The organism is Streptomyces carminius, from assembly GCF_002794255.1.
Classification (GTDB): domain Bacteria; phylum Actinomycetota; class Actinomycetes; order Streptomycetales; family Streptomycetaceae; genus Streptomyces; species Streptomyces carminius.
This window is the reverse complement of the sequence record NZ_PGGW01000014.1, coordinates 23,216-46,498: the sequence shown is the minus strand read 5'-3', so window position 1 is coordinate 46,498 and position 23,283 is coordinate 23,216. Positions and strand designations below refer to the sequence as shown.

The following is a 23,283-nucleotide window of genomic DNA, read 5'->3' as shown; positions in this document are numbered from 1 at the left end:
ACATGAGCAACGACCCGTCCGGCACCGCCCGTACGCCCTACCGCGTCTGTTTCGTCTGCACCGGCAACATCTGCCGTTCCCCCATGGCCGAGGCCGTCCTCCGCGCCCGTCTCGCGGAGGAGGGGCCGGCGGAGCTGGTGGAGGTGAGCAGCGCGGGGACCGGCGGCTGGCACGCCGGTGACGACGCCGACTCCCGCACCCTCGCCGTGCTCACCGCGGCCGGCTATCCGCTGGAGCACACCGCGCGGCAGTTCCGGCACGACTGGTTCGCGCGGCTGGATCTGGTGGTCGCCCTGGACGAGGGGCATCTGCGGGAGCTGCGGGCGATGGCCCCCACCGCCGGGGACCGGGCGAAGATCCGGCTGCTGCGCTCGTACGCCCCCGGCGGCGGCAGCGGGGACGGCGGCGACGGCGGCTGCGACCTGGACGTGCCCGACCCGTACTACGGCGGCCCGGAGGGCTTCGAGGAGTGCCTGGCCCTGGTGGAGGAGGCCGTGCCGGGGCTGCTGGCCGAAGTGCGGACGGCCCTGGCGGCCGGGGAGTCCGCGGACTCCCCGGGCGGCGGCGGCGAGCGGACGGCGCACCGGTGACCGGGGCGGCACCGGAGAACCGGGTGGCCGCCCGGGTGGCCACCCTGACCGGGACGGCGGCCGGCCCCGTACGGCCGGTGGGCGGCGGCGACATCTGCGCCGCGTACCGGATCGGACCGGCGGACGGCCGCACCGTCTTCGCCAAGACCCTCCGGCCCGCGCCCGAGGGCTTCTTCGCCGCCGAGGCCGCCGGTCTGGAACTGCTGGCCGGCACCGGGACGGTGGCCGTGCCCCGGGTGCTGGCCGCCGAGCCGGACGTCCTGGTGCTGGAGTGGATCGAGCCGGGCCCGGCGAGCCCGGAGCGGGCCGAGCACCTCGGCCGCGAGCTGGCCGCCCTGCACTCGGTACGGGCCCCCGCCTGGGGCAATCCCGACCCCGGCCGCCCGGCCCACCTCGGCTCCCTGCCGCTGCCCAACCCCGCGGAACCGCCGGTCCGGGCCGCGGACTGGCCCGCCTTCCACGCCGAGTGGCGGCTGCTGCCCCTGCTGCGGCGGGCCGTGGACGGCGGCGACATCGGCGGGGACGACGCCCGCGCGGTGGCGCGGCTGTGCGAGCGGCTGGCCGGCGGCGGTACGGACGCGGCGGAGCTCATCGGACCGCCGCAACCCCCCGCCGTGATCCACGGCGACCTGTGGTCCGGCAACGTCCTGTGGTCGGCCGGCGGCCGCGCCCACCTGATCGACCCGGCCGTGCAGGGCGGGCACCCGGAGGCCGACCTGGCCATGCTGGAGCTGTTCGGCTGCCCGCACCTGGAGCGGCTGCTGGCCGCGTACGAGGAGGTGCGGCCCGTTCCCGGCCGCCGTTCCCGCGTCCCCCTGCACCAGCTCCTGCCGCTGCTGGTGCACGCCGTGCTGTTCGGTTCCGGCTACGGCGCCCGGTGCGGCGCGGCGGCCCGGGCGGCGTCGGCGGTCTGACCGGGCCCGCGTACGCTCGTAGGCCGGTCACCTGCGAGAACGGGAGCGGCACATGGCGGACGACCTGCGAGACGGTGACGGGACCCGGGTGGTGCGGGCCGGGCTGCCCGCGGAGGAGCCGTACGCGCCCCCGCTGCCGGGCCCGGCCCTGACCGCGCACTACCACCTGCCCGGCGACGTGGCCGGGGCGCCCTACGCCTACGGCCGCGACGCCAACCCCACCTGGACCGCCCTGGAGCGGGCCGTCGCCGAGCTGGAGGCGCCCGGTGATCCGGCGGCGACCGCCACCGTCTTCGCCTCCGGCATGGCCGCGATCTCCGCGGTGCTGCTGTCCCGGGTCGGGCCGGGCGACGCGGTGGTGCTGCCCTCGGACGGCTACAACCTGCTGGCCTCGGTCGGCGAGCGGCTGCGCGGCTGGGGGGTGGAGGTCCGTACCGCCCCCACCGCGGGCGACGCGCAGCTCGGCGTGCTGGACGGCGCGGCGCTGCTGTGGCTGGAGACACCCTCCAACCCGGGCCTGGACGTGTGCGACATCCGGCGGCTGGCCGACGCCGCCCATGAGCGGGGCGCGCTGGTCGCCGTGGACAACACCCTGGCCACCCCGCTGGGCCAGCGCCCCCTGGCGCTGGGCGCCGACTACGCGGTGGCCAGCGGCACCAAGGCGCTCACCGGCCACGGCGACGTGCTGCTGGGCTATGTGGTCTGCCGGGACGAGGAGCTGGCGGAGCCGGTGCGGCTGTGGCGCAAGACCGTCGGGGCGATCCCGGGGCCGATGGAGTCCTGGCTGGCGCACCGCTCGCTGGCCACCCTGGAGCTGCGCACCGCCCGGCAGGCGGCGAACGCGCTGGCCGTCGCCGAGGCGCTGCGCGAACACCCCGGGGTGAGCGACGTGCGGCACCCGGGGCTGCCGGACGACCCGGCGCACGAGGCGGCGGCGCGGCAGATGCGGCGCTTCGGGTGCGTGGTCTCCTTCACCCTGCCGGACAAGGGGTTCGCCGAGCGTTTCCTGGCCGCGCTGCGGCTGGTGGGCGAGGCGACGAGCTTCGGCGGGGTGCGCTCCACGGCGGAGCGGCGCGGCCGGTGGGGCGGGGACGCGGTGCCGGAGGGCTTCGTGCGGCTGTCGGTGGGGGTGGAGGACGCGGCGGACCTCGTCGCCGACGTCCGGGCGGCCCTGGAGCGGGCCACGGGGTGAGGGCTGCGGGGGCCGGGCGAGGGCCCGGCCGTTGGAGCCGGGCGTTGGAGCCGGGCGAGAACCGGGAGAGGCCCCGGGGCGGCGATCCGCACGGGAGGCTTGAAGCTCCCCCCTCCTGCCTCAAGCCCTCCCGCGCGGCGGCATGCCGTCCGTGTGACGCGCGTGGACAGCTCACAGTCAAGGTTAGTTGACCGAGTGTCATTGTCCAATCACCATATCGACACCCTTCCATCGGGCTGCTTATCGTTCCCTCACGGCCCGTGCCCGCCGCGTCACACGGCAGCGGGGCGGCGGCGGGCGTACGGGCCACGAAGGCCGGGGACGAGATCGGGGTCGGGGTCGGGGGACGGGCGGGGAAACGGCTGAAGAGACGGACAGGAGGAGACGGAGGACCACATGGACCTGTCCCTGCTGCGCACGTTCCTCGCCGTGCACCGGGCCGGCTCGCTCACCGGTGCCGCCGCGCTGCTCGGTCTCTCCCAGCCCGCCGTCACCGGGCAGATCCGCGCCCTCGAACAGCAGGTGGGCCGCCCGCTGTTCCTGCGCGGCGCCCGCGGCGTCACCCCCACCGGCTTCGGTGACGAACTGGCCCACCGGGTCGCCCCGCATCTGGACGCCCTCCAGGAGATCACCCGTGACGGTCCGGACGGCTCCGCGGCGGGCCGCGCCCTCCATCTCACCGGGCCGCCGGAGTTCGTCTCCCGGCGGGTCATGCCCGCCCTCGTCCCGCTGGTCCGCCGGGGCCTGACCGTCCGCGCCTCCTTCGGCGACGACGAGGAGAGCCTGCGCGCCCTGGCCGCCGGCCTCCACGACCTGGCCGTCGTCGCCTCCCGGCCGCGCGGCTCCCCGCCGTCCCCGCTGACCGCCACCCCGCTGTGCGACGAGGAGGACGTGCTGGTGGCCGCCCCGCGCTGGGCCGCCCGCACCGGCGGCCCGGCCGTGGTGCGGGCCAGGGGAGCGGCCGCGCTGGAGGGCGTGCCCGCGCTGTGCGTCCACGAGAGCCTGCCGCTGCTGACCCACTACTGGACCACCGTCTTCGGCGAGAGCCCCGCGCCGCGCTCCGGCACCGTCGTCGTCCCCGACCCGCGGGCGGTGCTGGAGTGCGTCGTCGCGGGCGCCGGACTGGCCGTGCTGCCGCGCCGGCTGTGCCAGGACGCGCTGGAGAGCGGGCAGCTCACCGCCCTGCTGGACCCCCCGGTGCCGCCGCTGCGCACCTACTTCCTCGCCGTACGGGCCGGAACGCTGACGCGGCCGCACCTCGCACGGGCGCACGAGTGGCTGCTGCGGGCGGCCACCGGCTGGTGAACCGCCGGGCGGGAGACGCACGGTGAGGTTTCGCGCTCCCGGTGCCGGGCCAGATCTTCCCCATGACCGCCGACGCGCGCCCCGTGGTCAAGCGCACCGCACGGGCCATCCTCTTCGATGACGACCGGCTGATTCTGATCAAGCGCACCAAGCCCGGCCGCGAGCCGTACTGGATCACCCCGGGCGGCGGTGTCGAACCGGGGGACGCGACCGTCGTCGACGCCCTCCACCGGGAGATGGACGAGGAGCTCGGGGCGAAGGTGACCGACGTGGTCCCGGCCTTCGTGGACACCGTCCCCTACGACCCGGCCGAGGATCCCGACGCCGCCGATCCGCACGGCGCGCCGGGCGTGAAGGTCCAGCACTTCTTCGTCTGCCGGCTGGCCTCGATGGACCTCGCGCGCCGCCACGGCCCGGAGGTGGACGAGCCGCGCGGCGAGTACGAGGTCGTCCGCGTTCCCTTCACCCGCGCGGGCATCGCCTCGGTGGGGGTGGTGCCGCCCTCGCTCCGCGCCTACCTGGACGTCAACATCGAGGGCGTACGGGCCCTGCTGGCACCCGACCTGGGGTAGGGACGGCGGCCCGGGGAGCCCGGGGCCGGGGCGGGGCGCTCAGCCGAACCAGCCGGTGAAGGGCGTCCTCTCCCCCTGCTGCCCCATGCGGCGGCTGCGGGCCCGGGCCAGCAGCTGTTCGGCATGGGCGCGCCAGGCGGCCGGATCGTCGATGGACGGCACCGGTTCGGGAACCGGTTCCCGGGCCGGCGCCGGGATCGCAGGTGCCGGGGGCGTCGGAGGCGCCGGGGGTGCCGCGTCCACCCGCACCGGCCGTACCGGCTCCGGGGCGTGCTCGCGCGGCGGGCGCTCGACGGGCCCGCGGTCGCGCGCCGCACGCGCCGCCCCGAAGAAGTCGCCGCCCTTGCGCCGCTGGTCGTCCGTGCCCCAGTCGCGCGGCGTGCCCTTGGGTGCCTTCTGCAGATGCGGGATGTGCTTGGCGCAGTGGATGTACGCCTCCTCGACCGTCACCCGCACCCACACCTGTGCCCGCCGCCCGGGCACCGGGTCCGCCGGCAGCCCGGGAAGGACCCGGCGGATCTCGGCGTCCTCGACGATCTCGGCACGGCCGTTGATGTGCAGGCCGATCCGGGCGCGGAGGAAGTCGACCAGCAGGATGCCCAGATGCGGGTTCTCCTGGATGTTGCCCAGGCTGGCGTGCACCCCGTTGCCCCGGTACTCGGGGTAGACCAGGGTCCGCTCGTCCACCACGTGCAGGAAGCCGGGCGGACCGGCCCGGAAGGTGTTGTCGCACTCGCCGTGCCGGTCGGCCGTGGCCAGGAAGAACATCTCCTGCTGGGCGACGAACTCCCGCATCCGCTCGTTGAGGTGGTCCAGCAGCTGCTCGTCGTAGAAGCGGTCCGCGCGCTCGGCCGTGCCCAGCCGCCGCTGCACCGCGTGCTCGCCGTCGCTGCCCGGCCGTACCGGCACCGCCGGGGCCGCCCGCCGGTGCTCCGCCGCCGCGTCGGGGCCGCTCGTTCCGCTCATGCCGTTCGCGCCGTCCGTGCCGTTCATGCCGCTCATGCCGTTCATGTCGTCCGTGCCGTCCGGCTGCCGGGGCAGTCTGATCATCATGGTCGCCTCGGCCGCATCGGCCGCACCGCCCGGGCCGGCCGAATCGATTCGCCCCGCCGCGTCCATGCCCCGCTCCCCATGGTGGTTCACGTCCTGTTCCACTGTTCCGCCGCCGTCGTCTCCGCCACCGCGCTCAGTCCCTCGACGCCCCCGCCGCACCGAGGGCGTCGAGGGAATCGTGCCGTATGCGGTGGGCCGGGACTCCGGCCGCCACCAGCGCCTCCACCCCGCTGCGGACCATCCCGGGCGGACCGGACAGATAGCCGTCGTACCCCTGCCACGGCCCGTGCTCCCGGACCACGTCCGGCAGCCGACCGGTGAGCCCGCCCCCGTCCGGCGGCCCTTCGGCGGCCACCGGGCGGACCGTCAGCCACGGGTACCGCCGGTCCAGTTCCCGCATGGCCTCCAGGTCGTACAGGTCGCGGCCGGCGCGGGCACCGTAGAAGACCTCCACCGAACGGGCCCGGCCCCCTCTGGCGACCTCCTCGACCAGCGCCTTGACCGGCGCGATGCCGGTCCCGCCGCCCAGGCACAGCAGCCCGGCGTCCGAGGAGTGGTCCACCGCCATCGACCCGGCCGCGGCGCCCAGCCGCAGCACGTCGCCGGGACGGGCCCGGTGGACGAGCGCGGTGGAGACCCAGCCCGCGGGCACCACCTTGACGTGGAGGACCAGCAGACCGTCCGGGCGCGGGGCGCAGGCCAGTGAGTAGTGCCGCCACACCTTCGGCCACCAGGGCGTCTCGATGCTGGTGTACTGCCCGGCCCGGAAGGGGTAGGGCTGGTCGGGACGCAGGGTGAGGACGGCGATGTCCGGGGTGCGCAGCTCGTGCGCGACCACCTCGGCCCGCCACCAGGCCGGGGCGCGCCGCTCGTCCTCGGCCGCCGCGTCGATCATGATCTGGGAGATGGCGGTGTAGGCACGCACCCAGGCCGCCTCGGTCTCCGCGCTCCAGGTGCGGGTGGCGTAACGGGTGAGCGCGGCGATCAGGCACTCGCCGACCGCCGGGTAGTGCTCGGGCCGGGTGCCGTACTTGCGGTGGCCGCGGCCCAGGTGGGAGAGGAACTCCACCAGGACGCGCCGCTCGTCGACCAGCTTGGCGGCGGTGAGCAGCGCCTTGAACAGCCGGTCGCGCTGGCTGTCCATGGAAGCCGGGAAGAGCTCGCGCAGCCCGGGGTGCTGGAGGAAGAGCAGCGCGTAGAAGTACGAGGTGACGGCCTGGGAGATCGGTTCTATCTCCTCCAGGGTGCGGCGTATCAGCTCCGCGTCGCGGGACGGCTCGAACCTGCCGTAGCCGGGATTCGCGGGGTACGCCGGCTCGGCGCTCTCGGCGCTCTCGGCGCTCCCGGCACTCCCGGCACTCCCGACGTCCGGGCCGGGCCGGGCCGACTGTTCCGCCGTTCGCTCACCGCCCGCCGGGGCGAACCAGCCCCACTCCCCGCCGCCGTCTCCGTCACCGCCGCGGCCGGCGGCGGGGGGCCCGCCTGCCGCACTCTGAGGGATTCCGTTGTCCGCCGACGTGGTGGCCATGGTATGTCTCGCCTCGAACATCTTCCGATCGGTCCGGTCGCTTACAAAGGCGGAATCACTCGTATTCGAGACCCCGAGTCAGCTGTCGCGGATTGTGGTCGCACTGCGGTCCCGACCATACCGGCGCACCGCCGATATACAAGCACCGTCAGCGTTCCCGGCGAATTCCGCGACTCCGCCGATCACCGCGGACAGCCCGGCGGCCACACCCGGAAGATCCTCCTCCACGCACCACCGGCCCTCCCGGCCACCCGCTCCCAACAGGCGGGTGGCCAAGGGGATCGGCGTACCACACCTGACTTCCCGGTGGCTTCCGGACAGGCCGGACACCCCGATTCGGTCACATCTCCTTCGCGCGATCTTCACTTCTCCACCACTCCGCGGGAAATCCGGTGTGAACGGTCTGTCCGCACTTTCCCATTACGGGCGCCTCTCTTTTTCCACCGCTTACCGTCGCTTACCACCGCTTCGCCGCTCGCTTCCCGTCCGCCGATCCGGAATCCGGGCGGGCTGACCGGCGGCGCACTCCCCGGCGATATCCGGTGGCGCGCTCCCGGCGCACCTCCGGCATACCGGGGTCATCGGCCGAAAACGCCGGAACCCCGCCGTCCCGGGGGTGCCGGACGCGCACGGCACTCCCGGGACGGGGGAACGTACGGATGCAAAAAGGTAAACCCCTGGCCGTCCCGCCACTCGATCGGCCAAGCTGACCGTCCGTGACCTCCTCCTCACCACCCTCACCCCCCTCGTCCCCCTCACCTTCTTCCCGCTTCTCCCCCGGTCCGGTCGTCCGCCGTCTCACTCTCGACGATCTGCCCGCCTGCCTCGACCTGGCCGCCGACCGCGGCTGGGCACGCCGGGAGCGCAAGTGGCGGCTGCTGCTCACCGCCGGGCAGGGCTACGGCATCGACGCCCCGGCGGACGAGGTCTCTCCCCCCAAGGCTCCGGGGGCCGCGGAGTCCCCGGAGTCCCCCGGAGCCCAGGAGACCCCGGCCCTCTCCGGGCCCGGGGACCACGGCCCCGGAGAGGGCCGGGGTCTGATCGGCGTCTGCGTCCTCGTCCCCTACGGACCGCCCCCGCACGCCCCGCGGGACCGCCCCAGCGCCTCCGTCGTCATGGTGCTCGTCGCCGGCCGCCACGCCCGCCGGGGCCTGGGCCGCCTGCTGGTGCGGCACGCGCTGGCCGAGGCCGGTGACGCCACGGTCTTCCTGACCGCCAACGACAGCGGCAGACCGCTCTACGAGAAGCTCGGCTTCACCACCGTCGGCACCGTCGTCCGGCTCACCGGCGAGTTCACCGGCGCCCGCGCCGCCGACCGCACCGCCGATCACCGCGCCGGTCCCCGGGCGTACCTGCGCGTACGCGACGCCACCGCCGCCGACCTGCCCGCCGTACTCGCCCTGGACGCGCCGGTCTTCGGCGCCGACCGCGCCCATCTCATCGTCCGGCTGCCCTCCCTCGCCGACCACTTCGCCGTCGCCGCCCCCGGCACCCCGAACACGGGACTCACCGGTTACGCCGCCCTCTGGCCGGGCGGGGACACCGCCGTCATCGGCCCCGTGATCGCCGAGGACGAGCCCACCGCCCGGGCCCTGATCACCGAACTGGCCACCCGCGCCGACGGCCCCGTCCGCCTCGACACCGACGCCCGGCACCCCGGACTACGGGCCTGGCTGCGCGCTCACGGCCTGACCGAGCGCGCCACCCACACCCTGATGGTCCACGGCACGCCCGGACTCCCCGGCGACCCCGGCCGCCGCTTCGCGCCGTACCTGGGATCACTGGGCTGACACCGTCCCGGCGGCACTCTCCGCACTCCGCGCTCCGCACTCCCGCTGCCCGCTCACTCCGCGTCCGCGCGCCAGCCCTCCGGCGCCACTCCGCCCGGCACCGGGGCCGCCGGATCGTACGGGCGGCGGGTGAAGACGAACGTGCCCAGGTCGAGATGGCTCACCGAGCCGTCCGCACCGCGCACCACGCGCAGCGTCTCGCCCGCGTAGTAGCCGTCCAGTCCCGTCCAGGTGCCGTCACCGTCACCGTCGGCGCCGGCCGCCGGGCGGAAGCGGGAGGCCCGGCCGGCGCCGCCGACCGGCGCCAGTTCCAGCACACGCCCCTCGCACAGTCGCAGCACGAACGCCGCCGGCCCCCAGTACCAGGGGCCGGTCAGCGCCAGCAGCTCCGGATCGGCCGCCGAACGAGCCCGCCACGGCTCGGGGAGGGACGGCTCGCGCTCGGCCACGATCCCCAGGAGCCCGGCGGCCGAGGCCGGCGGCAGGCCGGAGGTCGCGTTGGCCAGCACCACACCCGCCAGCCGCTCCCCGGGAGCCGTCCACAGGTCGGCGAGGAAGCCCGGCATGGAACCGCTGTGCCCGGCCAGCAGCCGTCCCCCGGAGCGCAGCAACTGCGTTCCCAGCCCGTACGACCGCTCCCAGGAGGCCGCCTCCGGCGCCACCGCCGGGGCCCGCATCTCGGCGAGGCTCTCCGCCCCGAGCACCCGCGTGTCACCCGCCGACAGGAACGCCGCGAAACGGCACAGGTCATCGACGGTGGACCACAGCTGCCCGGCGGGCGCCATCCGCCCGGTGTCGGCGAGCGGCTCGGGCAGCACCGCGTCCGCCCACGGGTGCACGGCCCAGCCGCGGGCGTACGGCTCCACCGGACGGAGCGTGGTGCGGCGCATGCCCAGCGGCTCGAGCACCTCCGCGCGCAGCACCGCGTCCCAGGGCGCGCCGCGCAGCCGCGCGACCAGGGCGCCCAGCAGGGCATAGCCGAGATTGGAGTAGTGGTGCCGCCGCCCGGCGGGGTGCCGCAGCGGCCGCTCACCGAACAGGTCCGCCGGTTCGGGCCGCAGCTCACCGGGGGTCCGCTCCCACCAGGGGCCGCGCGGCTCGGCGGCCAGACCGGCGGAGTGGGACAGCAGTTGGGCGACCGTCAGGCTCCTGGCCTCGACGGGGATGTCGGCGGGGACGTCCAGGTGGGCGCCGAGCGGGTCGGCGAGGTCCAGCAGCCCCTCGTCGCGCAGCCGCATCACCAGCACGGCGACGAACGTCTTGGTGATCGACCCGATGCGGTACTGGGTGTCGGCGGTGGGCGCCCCGGCCGCCGCGCCGCCGCCGTACCCGCCGTCTCCGCCGTCTCCGCCGTCGAGGGTGCCGCGCGCGCCGGTCCACACCGTCCGCCCGTCCCGCACCACGGCACCGACCACCGAGGGCAGCCGTCCCCCGGACTGGACGGTGGCCAGCCGGTGCAGGAGCGCACGGCGGGTGGTGGGCAGCAGCTCTCCGTCCGGTTCTCCACTGGTTGTGACCATGCGGCCACTCCTACCCGGCACCGGCACCGGGGCACCACCGCTTTCCACCGGGCCGCCCAGGACGGCGGGCGGCCCGGTGGACCGGGCACCGCCTGTGGACGGAACCGCGCGAGGACGCCCACGGCCCTCCTGTAAGGAGGGCTGTGACGGACGCGCCGGTGGCCGGTCCGGCACCGAGGTCCTGGAAGAACCCCGGTGGATTCCACTCACCGGAAGCGCTCTCCACAGCGCTGCTTCACCGGCGCCTCACATCCTCAGATCGTGTCTTCACATTTTCTCCCTCGTTTTCCCGGTGAGGAGGCGCCGCCACCGGGGCGACGCCCGACCGGAGGAGAAAGCGATGCTGAACGAGAGCGTCCTGCTGGAGTCGAGGTCGCTGCGTGAGAGCGTGGTGGACCGCACGGAGACACTCGACAAGGTCAAGGTGCTCTCCGTCCTGCCGGACGGGTTTCACGTCACGACACAGATGGTGGCCGACTACTTCGAGGTGGGCCTCAAGACCATCGAGTCCCTGGTGGCGGACCACAGGGAGGAACTGGAGAGCAATGGCTACCGGGTTTTGACAGGTACAGAACTGACCTTCTTTAAGGAGGTCTGTCAGGTTCAGTCACGCACAAGAGCGCAGGCGGTCTTCCCCCGGCGGGCCGTCCTCAACGTCGCGATGCTGCTGCGCGACAGCATCGTCGCACGTCAGGTGCGTTCCTACCTGTTGGACGCGGAGCGGGAAAACAATCCACAGCCTGTGGACAACCTGGTGCGCGTCCACGCCGACATCGATCTCGCCGCCCTGGACGAGCGCATCACCCGCATCAGCGCGGAGACCACGGGCCGGATCATCGGCCGAACGGTCGTCCCCATGCTGAACCACCTCATCGACGCCTTCGGCGAGCAGCGCCGCGAACTGGCCGGGATCCGCGAGGACCTCGACGACGTCAGGCGCACCCTGCGCGGACGGCGGCCGGTGGTCACGGCGGCGGCCCTGGACGCGATGGACCGGCGGGAGTTCACGGACCAGGTGGCCGGGCTGTGCCGCCGCGACGGCTGCACCGTGCTCGGCGCCGACGACAGCGGCAGCCACCTGGGCGCGGACCTCGTCGGCCACACCGCCGGCGGGCGGCGGCTGGCGGTGCGGTGCGAGCACCCCGTCCCGCACCGGGCAGTGGGAGGCGAGGAGATGCGGAGGTTCGCCGAAACGGCGAGGGCGCGGTACGGGGCGGAGGTCCGCCTGTCCGTCACGGCCTCCGCCTTCACTCCCGCCGCACTGGAGTCGGCCGCCCGTCATGGGATCACCACCGTGCACCGCGAGCTGCTGGAGGCGTGGAGCGCCGGGGCGACGCTCCGGGTGCTGCTCTGACGGCCCGCCGGCCGCGGCACCACCGCGACACCGCCGCGGCACCGCGCGAAAGCCCGAAGTCGCAAGAAAAGGTTGCGGCTTCGGGCTCGTGCAGCCTAGCGGCGGCCGGACGTCCGGCGCACCCGGAACGCCCAGAACGGCGGAACGCGCATAACACTCAGAACACCAGCTTGAACCCGACGTGCGAGGCGGTGAACCCCAGTCGCTCGTAGAAGCGGTGGGCGTCGGTGCGGGTGGCGTCGGAGGTGAGCTGGACCGTGGCGCAACCCTGCCGGCGAGCCTCCTCGACGGCCCACCCGACCAACCGGGTGCCCAGCCCGGAACCGCGCTCGTCGGCGTGGACGCGGACGGCCTCGACGAGGGCGCGGCTCGCCCCGCACCGCGACAGTCCGGGGATGACGGTGAGCTGGAGCGTACCGACGACCCGGCCGTCACCGGCACGCTCCGCGACGACCAGATGCTGCTGCGGGTCGGCGGCGATGCGCTCCCAGGCGGCGCGGTACGGGGCCAGGTCGCCGGGCGACTCCCGCCGGGCACCCAGCGGGTCGTCGGCGAGCATGTCCACGATGGCGCGCAGATCGTCCGCCGCGGCGGGCCGTATGGCGATGTCGCTCATGACCGGCACCCTACGTCCGCCGCCCCTTCCACGGCGGACGTCATTCGGCCCAGGGCAGCCGGATGCGCTCCCCGCTCCCCGCCACCTCGACGGTGGCACCGCAGGCCATGGCCACCAGTGCCTCGGCCTCCGTACCGGCGTCCCCGGTCCCGGCCGCGCCTTTGGCCGCGCCCCTGGCCGCACGGATCCGCCGTACGGCACCGGCCGGCACGGTCACCGCCTGCCCGGCGGCGGCGGTCCCGGTGCGCTCGCCGACGGTGAACTCCAGGACTCCGGAGGTCACCGTCCACACCTGTTCGCGGTCGACGGTGTGGACGGGACCCTGGGCGCCGGGCGTCATCCGCACCCGCCAGACGCTCAGCTCGGCGCTGCCCAGGCTGGGGGCGGCGAGTCTCGTCATGGTGGCGTTGGCGGTGGTGACGTCCAGCCCGGGGGAGGGAGCGGTGATGTGCACGGCTGCTCCTCGGTTCCTGTGTTCGACGACAAGTGGGTCAAGTTGCTTTACTCGAACCGCATGGAGAGTAAAGCGTCTTGACTCGCGTGTGTCACCATGTTTTCCGTGGACAACAGCGACGATCCCCTCGCCCGAGCGGAACTGCTCTACCTGTTCGGTATGGCCTTCCAGCTCCTGCTGGCCGAGTTCAACCAGCAGTTGGCAGAAGCGGGGTACGCCGACCTCCGCCCCATCCACGGCCTCACCTTCCAGGCACTGGGCCGGCGCGGCGCCACCAGCAGCGAGCTGGCCGAACGGCTGGGGGTGTCCAAACAGGCCGCGGGCCAGATCGTCGACGACCTGGAACGGCGCGGCTATCTGCGCCGCGAACCCCACCCGGCCGGCGGGCGGCGGAAACTGGTGACACCGACCGACCGGGCCCAGGAGCACCTGGCCGTCGCCGGACGCGTCCTCCACCGGCTGGAGGCCGAACTGGCCGACCGGATGGGTGCGCGGGGCGAGGAGCTGACCGCCATGCGCGGGTACCTGGCCCGGCTGATCCGCGAGATGGCCCCGGAGGGGCCGCCCCCGCTGCGCCCGGTGTGGTGACCCGGCCCGGGTCCGCCGGACCGGCCGGTCTCACCGAGTTCACCGGTTCCGCCGAATGTCCGATTCCTTCAAGACCTCCGGCCGCTCCGGCGTCCACCATGGCGGCATGGCACCTCGATTCGACCTCATCGGCCTGGTCACCACCGATCTGACCGCCTCGCTGGCGTTCTACCGCCGCCTCGGCCTGGACATCCCCGCCGACGCCGACGGCCTCCCCCATGTGGAGGTCGCGCTGCCCGGCGGACCGCGCATCGCCTGGGACACCGAGGAGACCGTCCGCTCCTTCGACCCCGGCTGGACCCCGCCCGACGGCGGCGGCCGTGTCGAACTGGCCTTTCGCTGCGACGACCCCGCCGACGTCGACGAGCAGTACGCCGGGCTGGTCCGGGCCGGGCACCCCGGGCACCTGGCTCCCTGGAACGCCGTGTGGGGGCAGCGCTACGCCGTCGTCCTCGACCCCGACGGCAACGCCGTCTCCCTCTTCGCGCCCCTGCCGGACGCCGGGACCGGCACTCAGTCAGCCAGCAGCGCCGAGAGCTGAACCCCGGCCAGCGCCCTGACCTCACGTGACAGATGCGCCTGGTCGGCGTACCCGGCCCGGGCCGCGACCGACGCCGCCGGCACCCCGGCGCGGGCCAGGCGCAGCGCACCGTCCAGCCGCAGCACCCGGGCCAGCGTCTTGGGCCCGTACCCGAAGGCCGCCAGCGAGCGGCGGTACAGCTGCCGCTCGCTCAACCCGACCGCGTCCGCCACCGCCGCGACCCCCGCACCGGCCCGCAGCCGCTCCACCACCGCCCGCACCGGCGGGTCGTCCGGCGTCCGGCGCAGCCGTCCCCCGGCCACTTCCTCCAGCACCCGGGCCGGGTCCGGCGCCCCGGCCACCCGTTCGGCCAGCTCCCGCACCTCGCGCTCCGGCCAGAGGGAGTCCAGCGGCACCCGCGCGTCACGCAGCTCGTGCGCCGGTACGCCCAGCACCCGCGGCCCGGTGCCGGGCGCGAAGCGCAGGCCCACATAGCCGGTGCCGGGGGACTCGTCGGTCAGCTGGGCCCGGGTGTCGGGACCGGCCACCAGCAGCCCGCCGGCGGTCCAGATCAGATCCGTGCACCCGTCCGGCAGCACCCGCGTCCGGCGGGCGTCCGGCAGCGCCTCCCGGCGCCACACCACCGCACCGGCCACCCGCCGCGAAAGCCACTCCTCGTACACCCCGCCGGCGTCTCCCTCCGCGTCTCGTACTGCGGCGGCCCGCTCACCCGGCCGACGGCACCGGCTCCGACGGCGTCTCCGGTGACCCCGGTGTCTCCGGCAGCGGACCGAGCCGCTCCGCGACCCGGCCGCGCAGCAGCAGGTACTCCGCCCGGCGGCGGTGCGAGGACCCCACGGGCCGCTCGACGCCCCGCCCACCGGTCACCGTCTCGCCCCGGCGGAACTGCTCACGGGTCAGATCGAACTCCACACCGCTCGGCAGCCGGTTCCACCAGTGGTACCCCTCCTGCCGGCCCTCGTGGAACACCTCACCGACCACCAGCTCACCGCCGAACAGGTCGTGGACGACCAGGGCGGTGATGTCGCAGTGGCCCCAGGCCGGGTTGTCCGGACGCCACTCGACACGGGTGATGTCCGAGGGACAGCAGGTGTCGGCGGCCCAACTAGCACGCAGGGCACGGTCGAGATCGGCGAGAGTCCACGGGGTTTCCGGGTTCTCCGGGTGCGACGTCATTCCGGCAGCATGGCACCGGCCACTGACACTCCCCCACCCCACCGGCCTCAAGGCCGCGCCCCTCCCGTGCCGCCCGGGCCGGTGGAGTACAGCACCTGCGGGGCGCCCCACTCCGTGAAGGCCGCCACCCGCCGCATGCCGACGGCCTCCAGCAGGCGGCGGGAGCGGACGTTGGCCTCCTGGGTCACCGCGACCACCTCGGGCCGCTCCGGGGTGACCTCCGCCAGCGCCCAGGAGACCACGGCGGCGACCGCCTCACGGCCGTATCCGCGGCCCCAGCGCTCGGGCAGCAGCTGGTACGACACCTCCGTCCGCCCGTCCCGGCGCGACTCCGGCTCGACCAGCAGCGAGCCGACCACCGGGCCGTCGTCCGCACCCAGGACGGCGGCGAACAGGCCGACGGCGCCCGCGTATCCCCGCTCCCGGGAGCGGAGCGCCTCGCCGCGCACGGGACCGCCGAGATACCGGCGGACCCCGGCGTCCGTCCACAGCCTCGACATGGCCGCGGCGTCGGCCCGCGCGGCCGGCCGCAGCACGAGCCGCTCCGTGAGCAGTACCGCAGGCCAGAAGGTGGCTCCCGGCGCCGGAGCAGGCGATCCGCCGGTCTTGTCCGGAGGACGGTTCCGCGGCGGGGACACGTCGCCTCCTCGGGCGCTCGGTGTTGTCGGACGTGCTCCTCATGGTGCCCCACGCGGGCATCGCTTCCTCCCGGAAGCCCGGTCCGGTGCCGTGGCCCCCGGCACCGGACCGGCTACCCGGGCTGCCCCGGCTACCGGAGGACGAGCCGGCTCTCGGCCCGGAGCCTGTCGACGAGCGCGGCGGGGGCCTTCTCCGGCGAGCCCGCGTCGTACGGCGGCCGGGGGTCGTACTCGGTCATCAGCTGGACGGCCTGCGCGTGCTCGTCGCCGGCGATCCTGCCGACCAGGGTGAGACCCATGTCGATCCCGGACGAGACCCCGGCCGCGGTGATGAACCTGCCGTCCACGACGACGCGTTCGCCGGTCGGTTCGGCGCCGAACGCGGCGAGGCCGTCGAGCGTCAGCCAGTGCGAGGTGGCACGGCGGCCCTCCAGCAGTCCGGCCGCCGCGAGCAGGAGCGAGCCGGTGCACACCGAGGTCGTCCAGGTGCTGGTGGCACTGGCGGTGCGCAGCCAGCCGAGCAGCGTCTCGTTCTCCATCTGGGCGGACTGCCCCGGGCCGCCGGGCACCACCACGATGTCGGGGGCCGGCACCTCGTCGAACCCCTTGTCCGCGACGAGCGTGAGGCTGCCGCGGTCGCCGCGCACCGGGCCCGGCCGCTGTGCGACGAAGACCGTCTCGGCGCCGGGCAGGCGGCAGAGCATCTCGTAGGGGCCGACCGCGTCCAGCGCGGTGAAGCGGTCGAAGAGGACGATCGCGATCTGCATGATCTGCCTTTCAGTGGGTGAGCTCGGGTGAGGGACAAGGGCGGAAGCGGCGCCGGTACTCGGCCGGAGCGGTGCCCAGCGCCTTCACGAAGGCGCGGCGCATCGCCTCCGGGGTGCCGTAGCCGCAGGCGCGGGAGATCCGCTCGACGCCGTCGGTGGTGTCCTCCAGGAGCCGCCGGGCGTGCTCCAGCCGCACGCCCTCGACGTATCTGCCCGGTGTGGTACCGGTCTCCAGCTGGAAGGCGCGGGCGAAGTGGCGGGGGGAGAGGCGGGCACGTTCCGCGAGGCTCTCCACGGACAGGTCCGCGTCCGGGTGCTCGGTGATCCACCGCTGAACCTCGCGCAGGGGTTCGCGCCGGGCCGTCTGGGCGGCGAGCTGGACGCTGAACTGGGCCTGGTTGCCCGGGCGCCGGAGGAAGACGACGAGATGGCGGGCGACGGCGAGCGCGGTGTCCCTGCCGTGGTCCTCCTCGACCAGGGCGAGCGCCAGATCGATGCCCGCGGTGACGCCGGCCGAGGTGGCGATCTTCCCGTCGCGTACGAAGATCGGGTCCGGATCGACGTCCACGGCCGGATAGTTCCTGGCCAGGCGGTCGCAGAGCGACCAGTGGGTCGTCGCCCGGCGACCGTCGAGCAGTCCGGCCTCGGCCAGCAGCAGCGCGCCGCTGCACACGGAGACGATGCGCTCGGCGTGCCGGGCGTGCTCCCGCAGCCAGTCGACCAGCCGGGGGGCGGGGCGGCGGGTGCCGCTGCCGCCCGGGACGAGCAGGGTGTGCGGCACCCCGGCCCCGGCAGTCCCGGACAGCGCGCCGTCCGGGACGAGGGTGAGACCGCTCGAGGCACGGACGGGAGCACCGTCGGGCGAAGCGGTGCGGATCTCGTAGGGATCCCCGCTGTGGCGCCCGGCACCCGTGAACACCTCCACGGGGCCGGTCACATCGAGGCTCTGCACGCCGTCGAAGAGGACGACCAGCACGGTTTTCCGCGTCATGACAGCCATCCTTCGCCCCGGCCGCGGTGGCCGCAATGACGAACAACCCACCCTTCCTGCCATCCCGGACCCCGGGCCCACCACGGCCGGGACGGATGGGGGCGGCCGGGACGGACGGGAACGGCGTCACGGCCGGCAACACAGAATCGGCTTGGCGACACGAGTGTCGGGAACAGGTGGTGCACCGCTTCCGCAGCGAGGTGCCCTGGAGCCGGCAGCTGCCGAGCAGGGTTCCGACCTGGATGCGGTGCTGAGCGACGAGTCCGTCGTCGGCACCGCCAGCAATCTGCGCGATCAGCAACCCGGCTGATCAGATCACCAGTCCGGGAGCCGCCCACCCTCCGTCCGGGTCCACGCGCGGATGGTCTCGATGGCGTCGAGGAGGTCCTGAGAGGTGCAGAGATCACGATGCTGTCGTCGGACCTGGCCGGTTGCCACGTCCCCGTACTCGAGTTCGGCTTCACCGCTGCTCCAGACGATGAGCACGGCAACGCAGTCATCGGTCTCGAGCGTCATCCAGGTACTGGTCTTGGTACGGCCGTCCTCGGGCGACCGCTGGACATCACCGGTAATTCCGCAGGACTGCAAGCGTTCCTCGTGCTCGGCGAACCACGCCTGGAGCCTCTTCGGCAGCTCGGCCGAGACGCACCGACCTTCTCTGCTCTGTTTCAAGGGCCAAAGCTCCGACCAGGGAGGCTCACAACTGCGGCATAAGTACCACCGTCGTGCCGTCGTGCCGTCGCGATCGAGACCGTGCCACGAGATTTGAGACTCTACAACGACGCCGGTCAGGTCTGGGCCATGTCCACGAAGCGCGAGTAGTGCCCCTGGAACGCCACCGTGATCGTCGCCGTCGGGCCGTTGCGGTGCTTGGCCACGATCAGGTCCGCCTCGCCCGCCCGCGGGGACTCCTTCTCGTAGGCGTCCTCACGGTGCAGGAGAATGACCATATCGGCATCTTGTTCGATCGAACCGGATTCACGCAGGTCCGAGACCATCGGCTTCTTGTCCGTGCGCTGCTCGGGGCCACGGTTGAGCTGGGAGAGCGCGATCACCGGCACCTCCAGCTCCTTGGCCAGCAGCTTGAGGTTCCGGGACATCTCCGAGACCTCCTGTTGCCGACTCTCGGGACGGCGCGAGCCGCCCGACTGCATCAGCTGGAGGTAGTCGATGACGACCAGCCGCAGATCGTTCCGCTGCTTCAGCCGGCGGCACTTGGCGCGGATCTCCATCATCGTCAGGTTGGGTGAGTCGTCGATGTACAGCGGCGCGCCCGTGACCTCCGGCATCTGGCGCGCCAGCCGGTTCCAGTCCTCGTCCGTCATGCTGCCCGACCGCATGTGGTGCAGCGCCACCCGCGCCTCGGCCGACAGCAGGCGCATCGCGATCTCGTTGCGCCCCATCTCCAGCGAGAAGATCACACTGGGCAGGTTGTTCCTGATGGAACAGGCCCGGGCGAAGTCCAGGGCCAGCGTCGACTTCCCCATCGCGGGCCGCGCCGCGATGACGATCATCTGGCCCGGGTGGAGCCCGTTGGTGAGGGAGTCCAGATCGGTGAAGCCCGTCGGGACGCCCGACATCTGCCCGCTGCGCGAGCCGATCGCCTCGATCTCGTCGAGCGCGCCCTCCATGATGTCGGCCAGCGGGAGGTAGTCCTCCGCGGTGCGCTGCTCGGTGACGGCGTAGATCTCCGCCTGGGCGGAGTTGACGATCTCGTCGACGTCGCCGTCGGCCGCGTATCCCATCTGGGTGATGCGGGTGCCCGCCTCGACCAGCCGGCGCAGGACGGCGCGCTCGTGGACGATCTCCGCGTAGTACTGGGCGTTGGCGGCGGTGGGGACCGTCTGCACCAGGGAGTGGAGGTAGCCGGGGCCGCCGGCTCTGGAGATCTCGCCGCGTCTGGTCAGCTCGGCGGCGACCGTGATGGGGTCGGCGGGCTCGCCCTTGGCGTACAGGTCGAGGACGGCCTGGTAGATCGTCTCGTGGGCCGGCTTGTAGAAGTCCTGGCCCTGGAGGGTCTCCACCACGTCCGCGATGGCGTCCTTGGACAGCAGCATGCCGCCGAGGACGGACTGCTCGGCGTCGAGGTCCTGCGGGGGCAGGCGCTCGAAGGAGCCCATCGGGCCCGCCGCACCGGACGGGCCCGCCGGCCAGGTGTCGGAACCGCGGTCGTGGCGGTCGCCGTCCGGCGCCGGGCCGCGGTGCCGGCGGGAGGCGGGCAGGTGGTCCCCCGGTCCGGCGCCCGCCATGTCGGGCGCGTAACCGGGTGCCGGGCTCTCGACGTGCTCGGGCTGCGTCATCCCGCCACCTCCTCCCGTTCCTCTCGCCGTGCCTCTCATTCCTACGGCACGGCTCTGACAGTCGGTCCCGGACCGGTCCCTCTCCCGGCTGTCGGCGGTCACGGCACGCCGGAGGCACGCCGAACACGCCGGATACGCCGAACACACGGCGAAGCGGGGGAGAACGCGGGGCGGGCGCCGGACCACGGTAGGGCTGTGGAGGAGCGGAGCCAACTCGGTTATCCACAGACCATGTGGATGACTCGGCGGAGCCTGTGGAGAAGTCGGCGATTCCTGTGCACGAGGCGGGGGACGAAGCTGTGGAGAAGTTGGTCGCCTCTCTTGTACACAGCCTCTGAGCTGCTGTTTCGTCATCCACCGGCTGTGCAGGAGAAAAACTTTCCCCTTGGGGGTGAGGTGGCGACAAACTGCGCGGAGGACCTCACCCGGGGTAAGCATCTGTAAGAGTCCAGAGCAGCTTGCAACTATTACTTGTGGATGTTTGGATCGGACCATGACACAAGCGCCGCCCGCCGCCGGCCGCACCGCGGCACGCCGCCACGACCGCGAGATCGTCTCGCTGGCGCTCCCCGCCCTCGGCGCGCTCGTCGCGGAGCCCCTGTTCGTCATGGCCGACAGCGCGATCGTCGGCCATCTGGGCACCCCGCAGCTCGCCGGGCTCGGAGTCGCCGCCACCCTGCTGACGACGGGCGTGAACATCTTCGTCTTCCTCGCCTACGGCACCACCGCCGCCGTCGCCCGCCGGCTCGGGGCCGGGGACCTGTCCGCCGCGATCCGCCAGGGCATGGACGGAATCTGGCTGGCGCTGCTGCTCGGCGCGGTGGTGGTGGCCGCCGTGCTGCCGACCGCTCCCGCGCTGGTCGGCGCGTTCGGGACGTCGGACACCGCCTCGCCGTACGCCGTCACCTATCTGCGGATCAGCGCGCTGGGCATTCCGGCGATGCTCGTCGTGCTCGCGGCCACCGGGGTGCTGCGCGGGCTCCAGGACACCCGGACCCCGCTGTACGTGGCCGTCGGCGGCTTCTCCGCCAACGCCGTGCTCAACGTGGTGCTGGTCTACGGCGCCGGACTGGGCATCGCCGGCTCGGCCTGGGGCACGGTGCTCGCCCAGTGCGCGATGGCGGCCGTCTATCTGACCGTGGTGGTCCGGGGGGCCCGGCGGCACGGGGCCTCGCTGCGGCCGGACGCCGCCGGGATCCGGGCCGGTGGCCGGGCCGGAGTGCCGCTGCTGGTCCGCACCCTGTCGCTGCGCGCCGTGCTGGTGATCGCGACCGCCGTGGCGGCGCGGCTGGGGGACGCCGAGGTGGCCGCCCACCAGATCGTGCTGACCCTGTGGACACTGCTCGCCCTCGCCCTCGACGCGATCGCCATCGCCGGGCAGGCGATCATCGGCCGGTACCTGGGCGCGGGGGACGCGGCCGGAGCACGGGCGGCCTGCCGCCGGATGGTGCGGTGGGGCGTGGTGTCCGGGGTGGTGCTGGGGGTGCTGCTGATCGCCGTACGGCCACTGCTGCTGCCGCTGTTCACCCCGGACACCTCCGTGCACGACCGGCTGACGCCCGCCCTGCTGGTGGTGGCGGTGACCGCGCCGGTGGCGGGGGTGGTGTTCGTGCTGGACGGAGTGCTGCTGGGCGCGGGCGACGGGCCGTACCTGGCCTGGGCGATGCTGCTGACGCTGGTGCTGTTCGCGCCGGTGGCGCTGGCCGTGCCGGCGCTGGGCGGCGGGCTGACCACGCTGTGGTGGGCGGTGGGCGGGCTGGCGATGGCGGTCCGGCTGGCCACCCTGTGGCCGCGGGTCCGCTCGGGCCGCTGGGTCGTCACCGGGGCGGTACGGGCCTGACCTGACGGCCGGCGGTGCAGCGCCGCGGGGGAACCGGCGGGGGACGCCGCAGGGCCGCGATCCCCGTGCGGGGATCGCGGCCCTGTGTACGTACCGCTCGGTACCGCCCGCCGGTCCGCGGGTGCCGCGGATCCGGAGCGGCCGTCAGGCGGCGCCGACCTCGACGCCGACCTTGGCACTGACCTCCGGGTGGAGGCGGACCGTCACCTGGTGCGAGCCCAGGGTCTTGATCGGCGAGCCGAGCTCGATGCGGCGCTTGTCGACGTCCGGGCCGCCCGCGCTCTTCACCGCCGAGGCGATGTCGGCCGGGGTGACGGAGCCGAACAGCCGGCCCTGGTCCCCGGCGCGGACCTTCAGCCGCACCGTGAGGCCCTCGATCCGGCCCTTGATCTCGTTGGCCTGCTCGATCGTGGCGATCTCGTGGATCTTGCGGGCGCGGCGGATCTGCTCGACGTCCTTCTCCCCGCCCTTGGTCCAGCGGATCGCGAAACCGCGGGGGAGCAGGTAGTTGCGGGCGTACCCGTCCTTCACCTCGACGACGTCGCCCGCGGTACCGAGACCGGAGACCTCGTTGGTCAGGATGATCTTCATGATTCGGTCATCCCTTCCTTAGCGAGCGGTCGAGGTGTAGGGCAGCAGCGCCATCTCACGGCTGTTCTTCACGGCCGTGGCGACATCGCGCTGGTGCTGGGTGCAGTTGCCGGTGACCCGGCGGGCACGGATCTTGCCGCGGTCGGAAATGAACTTCCGCAGCAGGTTCGTGTCCTTGTAGTCGACGTACTTGATCTTGTCCTTGCAGAACACGCAAACCTTCTTCTTCGGCTTGCGAGCAGGCGGCTTCGCCATTGTCTCTCTCCGTTTGATTCAAGAAGTTCTGTGCCGGTGGACACCGGTGAGCACAGCCCTCCCCCGGCCCTCGCGGACCGGTCAGAAGGGCGGCTCGTCCGAGTAGCCGCCACCGGAGCCGCCGGAGCCGCCGCCCCAGCCGCCGCCACCGCCCTGGCCCTGGCCGCCGCCGGCCGGGGCGCCCGTGGCCCACGGGTCGCCCGCGGGGGCGCCACCGCCCTGGCCCTGGCCGCCGCCGCCCTGCTGACCGCCGGGGCCGGCGGGACCGCCGCCCCAGCCGCCGCCACCCTGACCACCGCGGCCGGTGGTCTTGGTGACCTTGGCCGTGGCGTTGCGCAGGCTGGCGCCGACCTCGTCGACGTCCAGCTCGTAGACCGTGCGCTTGACGCCCTCGCGGTCCTCGTACGAGCGCTGCTTGAGACGGCCCTGCACGATGACGCGGGTGCCCCGGGTGAGGGACTCGGCGACGTTCTCGGCCGCCTGCCGCCAGACCGAGCAGGTCAGGAAGAGGCTCTCGCCGTCCTTCCACTCGTTGGTCTGGCGGTCGAAGGTGCGGGGGGTGGACGCGACGCGGAACTTCGCGACCGCCGCACCGGAGGGGGTGAAGCGCAGCTCGGGGTCGTCGACGAGATTGCCGACGACCGTGATGACGGTCTCGCCTGCCATGGGTGAACCTCTCGGCGGGGTGCTGCTGGCTGCTGGTGGTGC

General features: G+C 73.8%; 25 protein-coding genes. 10 read left to right on the top strand and 15 right to left on the bottom strand.

What is annotated here, in order from left to right; all coding sequences use genetic code 11:
* The first annotated feature begins 2 nt into the window (after positions 1–2).
* From CUT44_RS04765 to CUT44_RS04745, 5 genes are all read left to right on the top strand, one after another.
* Positions 3–590 carry a low molecular weight protein-tyrosine-phosphatase gene (locus tag CUT44_RS04765; RefSeq protein ID WP_100200876.1) on the top strand — a complete coding sequence of 196 codons (588 nt, stop codon included), beginning with the start codon at positions 3–5 and terminating at the stop codon, positions 588–590.
* Positions 587–1,504 (top strand): fructosamine kinase family protein, encoded by a 918-nt coding sequence (locus CUT44_RS04760; protein ID WP_100200875.1) that lies wholly within the window; start codon positions 587–589, stop codon positions 1,502–1,504. The genes CUT44_RS04765 and CUT44_RS04760 overlap by 4 nt, the downstream gene beginning before the upstream one ends.
* A 52-nt stretch (positions 1,505–1,556) precedes the next feature.
* Positions 1,557–2,696, top strand: coding sequence for a cystathionine gamma-lyase (locus CUT44_RS04755; protein ID WP_100200874.1), 1,140 nt, complete (start codon positions 1,557–1,559; stop codon positions 2,694–2,696).
* A gap of 396 nt (positions 2,697–3,092) precedes the next feature.
* Positions 3,093–4,001, top strand: a complete 909-nt coding sequence (locus tag CUT44_RS04750; RefSeq protein WP_100200873.1) for a LysR family transcriptional regulator — start codon at positions 3,093–3,095, stop codon at positions 3,999–4,001.
* 62 nt (positions 4,002–4,063) lie between these two features.
* Complete coding sequence (locus tag CUT44_RS04745; RefSeq protein ID WP_100200909.1) at positions 4,064–4,573, top strand: NUDIX domain-containing protein; 510 nt, start codon at positions 4,064–4,066, stop codon at positions 4,571–4,573.
* Positions 4,574–4,612: 39 nt separating this feature from the next.
* Here the strand turns inward: CUT44_RS04745 and CUT44_RS04740 are convergent, their stop codons facing one another.
* Both CUT44_RS04740 and CUT44_RS04735 read right to left on the bottom strand, forming a co-directional pair.
* The gene (locus CUT44_RS04740) at positions 4,613–5,716 is read right to left on the bottom strand and encodes a pyridoxamine 5'-phosphate oxidase family protein (protein WP_233221233.1); all 1,104 of its coding nucleotides are present in this window, start codon (positions 5,714–5,716) and stop codon (positions 4,613–4,615) included.
* 43 nt (positions 5,717–5,759) lie between these two features.
* Complete coding sequence (locus tag CUT44_RS04735; protein WP_233221232.1) at positions 5,760–7,154, bottom strand: globin domain-containing protein; 1,395 nt, start codon at positions 7,152–7,154, stop codon at positions 5,760–5,762.
* 716 nt (positions 7,155–7,870) lie between these two features.
* On the opposite strand from CUT44_RS04735, the gene CUT44_RS04730 reads away from it, so the two are divergent.
* Positions 7,871–8,944 carry a GNAT family N-acetyltransferase gene (locus CUT44_RS04730; RefSeq protein WP_100200871.1) on the top strand — a complete coding sequence of 358 codons (1,074 nt, stop codon included), beginning with the start codon at positions 7,871–7,873 and terminating at the stop codon, positions 8,942–8,944.
* Positions 8,945–8,997: 53 nt separating this feature from the next.
* Here CUT44_RS04730 and CUT44_RS04725 read toward each other — a convergent pair whose 3' ends face one another.
* Positions 8,998–10,464 (bottom strand): serine hydrolase domain-containing protein, encoded by a 1,467-nt coding sequence (locus CUT44_RS04725; protein WP_199185609.1) that lies wholly within the window; start codon positions 10,462–10,464, stop codon positions 8,998–9,000.
* A gap of 340 nt (positions 10,465–10,804) precedes the next feature.
* On the opposite strand from CUT44_RS04725, the gene CUT44_RS04720 reads away from it, so the two are divergent.
* Positions 10,805–11,818 (top strand): restriction endonuclease, encoded by a 1,014-nt coding sequence (locus CUT44_RS04720; RefSeq protein WP_100200870.1) that lies wholly within the window; start codon positions 10,805–10,807, stop codon positions 11,816–11,818.
* A gap of 157 nt (positions 11,819–11,975) precedes the next feature.
* Here CUT44_RS04720 and CUT44_RS04715 read toward each other — a convergent pair whose 3' ends face one another.
* Entirely contained in the window at positions 11,976–12,434 is a 459-nt protein-coding gene (locus tag CUT44_RS04715; RefSeq protein WP_100200869.1) for a GNAT family N-acetyltransferase, read from the bottom strand.
* Positions 12,435–12,474: 40 nt separating this feature from the next.
* Complete coding sequence (locus CUT44_RS04710) at positions 12,475–12,888, bottom strand: cupin domain-containing protein (RefSeq protein ID WP_233221231.1); 414 nt, start codon at positions 12,886–12,888, stop codon at positions 12,475–12,477.
* A 159-nt stretch (positions 12,889–13,047) separates the two neighbouring features.
* Between CUT44_RS04710 and CUT44_RS04705 the strand changes: the two genes are divergently transcribed.
* Together CUT44_RS04705 and CUT44_RS04700 are read left to right on the top strand one after the other, a co-directional pair.
* Positions 13,048–13,476 carry a MarR family winged helix-turn-helix transcriptional regulator gene (locus CUT44_RS04705; protein WP_100200904.1) on the top strand — a complete coding sequence of 143 codons (429 nt, stop codon included), beginning with the start codon at positions 13,048–13,050 and terminating at the stop codon, positions 13,474–13,476.
* A gap of 106 nt (positions 13,477–13,582) precedes the next feature.
* The gene (locus tag CUT44_RS04700) at positions 13,583–14,017 is read left to right on the top strand and encodes a VOC family protein (RefSeq protein ID WP_100200905.1); all 435 of its coding nucleotides are present in this window, start codon (positions 13,583–13,585) and stop codon (positions 14,015–14,017) included.
* Here the strand turns inward: CUT44_RS04700 and CUT44_RS04695 are convergent.
* From CUT44_RS04695 to dnaB, 7 genes are all read right to left on the bottom strand, one after another.
* The gene (locus CUT44_RS04695; RefSeq protein ID WP_100200868.1) at positions 13,990–14,679 is read right to left on the bottom strand and encodes a helix-turn-helix domain-containing protein; all 690 of its coding nucleotides are present in this window, start codon (positions 14,677–14,679) and stop codon (positions 13,990–13,992) included. The two genes, CUT44_RS04700 and CUT44_RS04695, sit on opposite strands and share 28 nt — an antisense overlap.
* 43 nt (positions 14,680–14,722) lie before the next feature.
* Entirely contained in the window at positions 14,723–15,193 is a 471-nt protein-coding gene (locus tag CUT44_RS04690; protein WP_100200867.1) for a YunG family protein, read from the bottom strand.
* A 47-nt stretch (positions 15,194–15,240) separates the two neighbouring features.
* Positions 15,241–15,729, bottom strand: a complete 489-nt coding sequence (locus tag CUT44_RS04685) for a GNAT family N-acetyltransferase (protein WP_233221230.1) — start codon at positions 15,727–15,729, stop codon at positions 15,241–15,243.
* Positions 15,730–15,962: 233 nt separating this feature from the next.
* On the bottom strand, positions 15,963–16,598 hold the full coding sequence (locus CUT44_RS04680; protein WP_100200866.1) for a DJ-1/PfpI family protein: 636 nt from the start codon (positions 16,596–16,598) through the stop codon (positions 15,963–15,965).
* Positions 16,599–16,608: 10 nt separating this feature from the next.
* Entirely contained in the window at positions 16,609–17,589 is a 981-nt protein-coding gene (locus CUT44_RS04675; protein WP_100200865.1) for a GlxA family transcriptional regulator, read from the bottom strand.
* A gap of 315 nt (positions 17,590–17,904) precedes the next feature.
* Positions 17,905–18,261, bottom strand: coding sequence for a hypothetical protein (locus tag CUT44_RS04670; RefSeq protein WP_100200864.1), 357 nt, complete (start codon positions 18,259–18,261; stop codon positions 17,905–17,907).
* A gap of 116 nt (positions 18,262–18,377) precedes the next feature.
* Positions 18,378–19,889, bottom strand: coding sequence for a replicative DNA helicase (gene dnaB, locus CUT44_RS04665; RefSeq protein ID WP_408646711.1), 1,512 nt, complete (start codon positions 19,887–19,889; stop codon positions 18,378–18,380).
* Between the two features lie 493 nt (positions 19,890–20,382).
* On the opposite strand from dnaB, the gene CUT44_RS04660 reads away from it, so the two are divergent.
* Entirely contained in the window at positions 20,383–21,729 is a 1,347-nt protein-coding gene (locus CUT44_RS04660) for an MATE family efflux transporter (RefSeq protein WP_100200863.1), read from the top strand.
* A gap of 144 nt (positions 21,730–21,873) precedes the next feature.
* Here CUT44_RS04660 and rplI read toward each other — a convergent pair whose 3' ends face one another.
* The 3 genes from rplI to CUT44_RS04645 form a co-directional block, all read right to left on the bottom strand.
* Positions 21,874–22,320 carry a 50S ribosomal protein L9 gene (rplI, locus tag CUT44_RS04655; RefSeq protein WP_100200862.1) on the bottom strand — a complete coding sequence of 149 codons (447 nt, stop codon included), beginning with the start codon at positions 22,318–22,320 and terminating at the stop codon, positions 21,874–21,876.
* An 18-nt stretch (positions 22,321–22,338) separates the two neighbouring features.
* Positions 22,339–22,575, bottom strand: a complete 237-nt coding sequence (rpsR, locus tag CUT44_RS04650) for a 30S ribosomal protein S18 (protein WP_100200861.1) — start codon at positions 22,573–22,575, stop codon at positions 22,339–22,341.
* Positions 22,576–22,656: 81 nt separating this feature from the next.
* Positions 22,657–23,241: a single-stranded DNA-binding protein gene (locus CUT44_RS04645; protein ID WP_100200860.1), complete on the bottom strand. Its 585-nt coding sequence runs from the start codon at positions 23,239–23,241 to the stop codon at positions 22,657–22,659.
* Positions 23,242–23,283 lie beyond the last annotated feature (42 nt).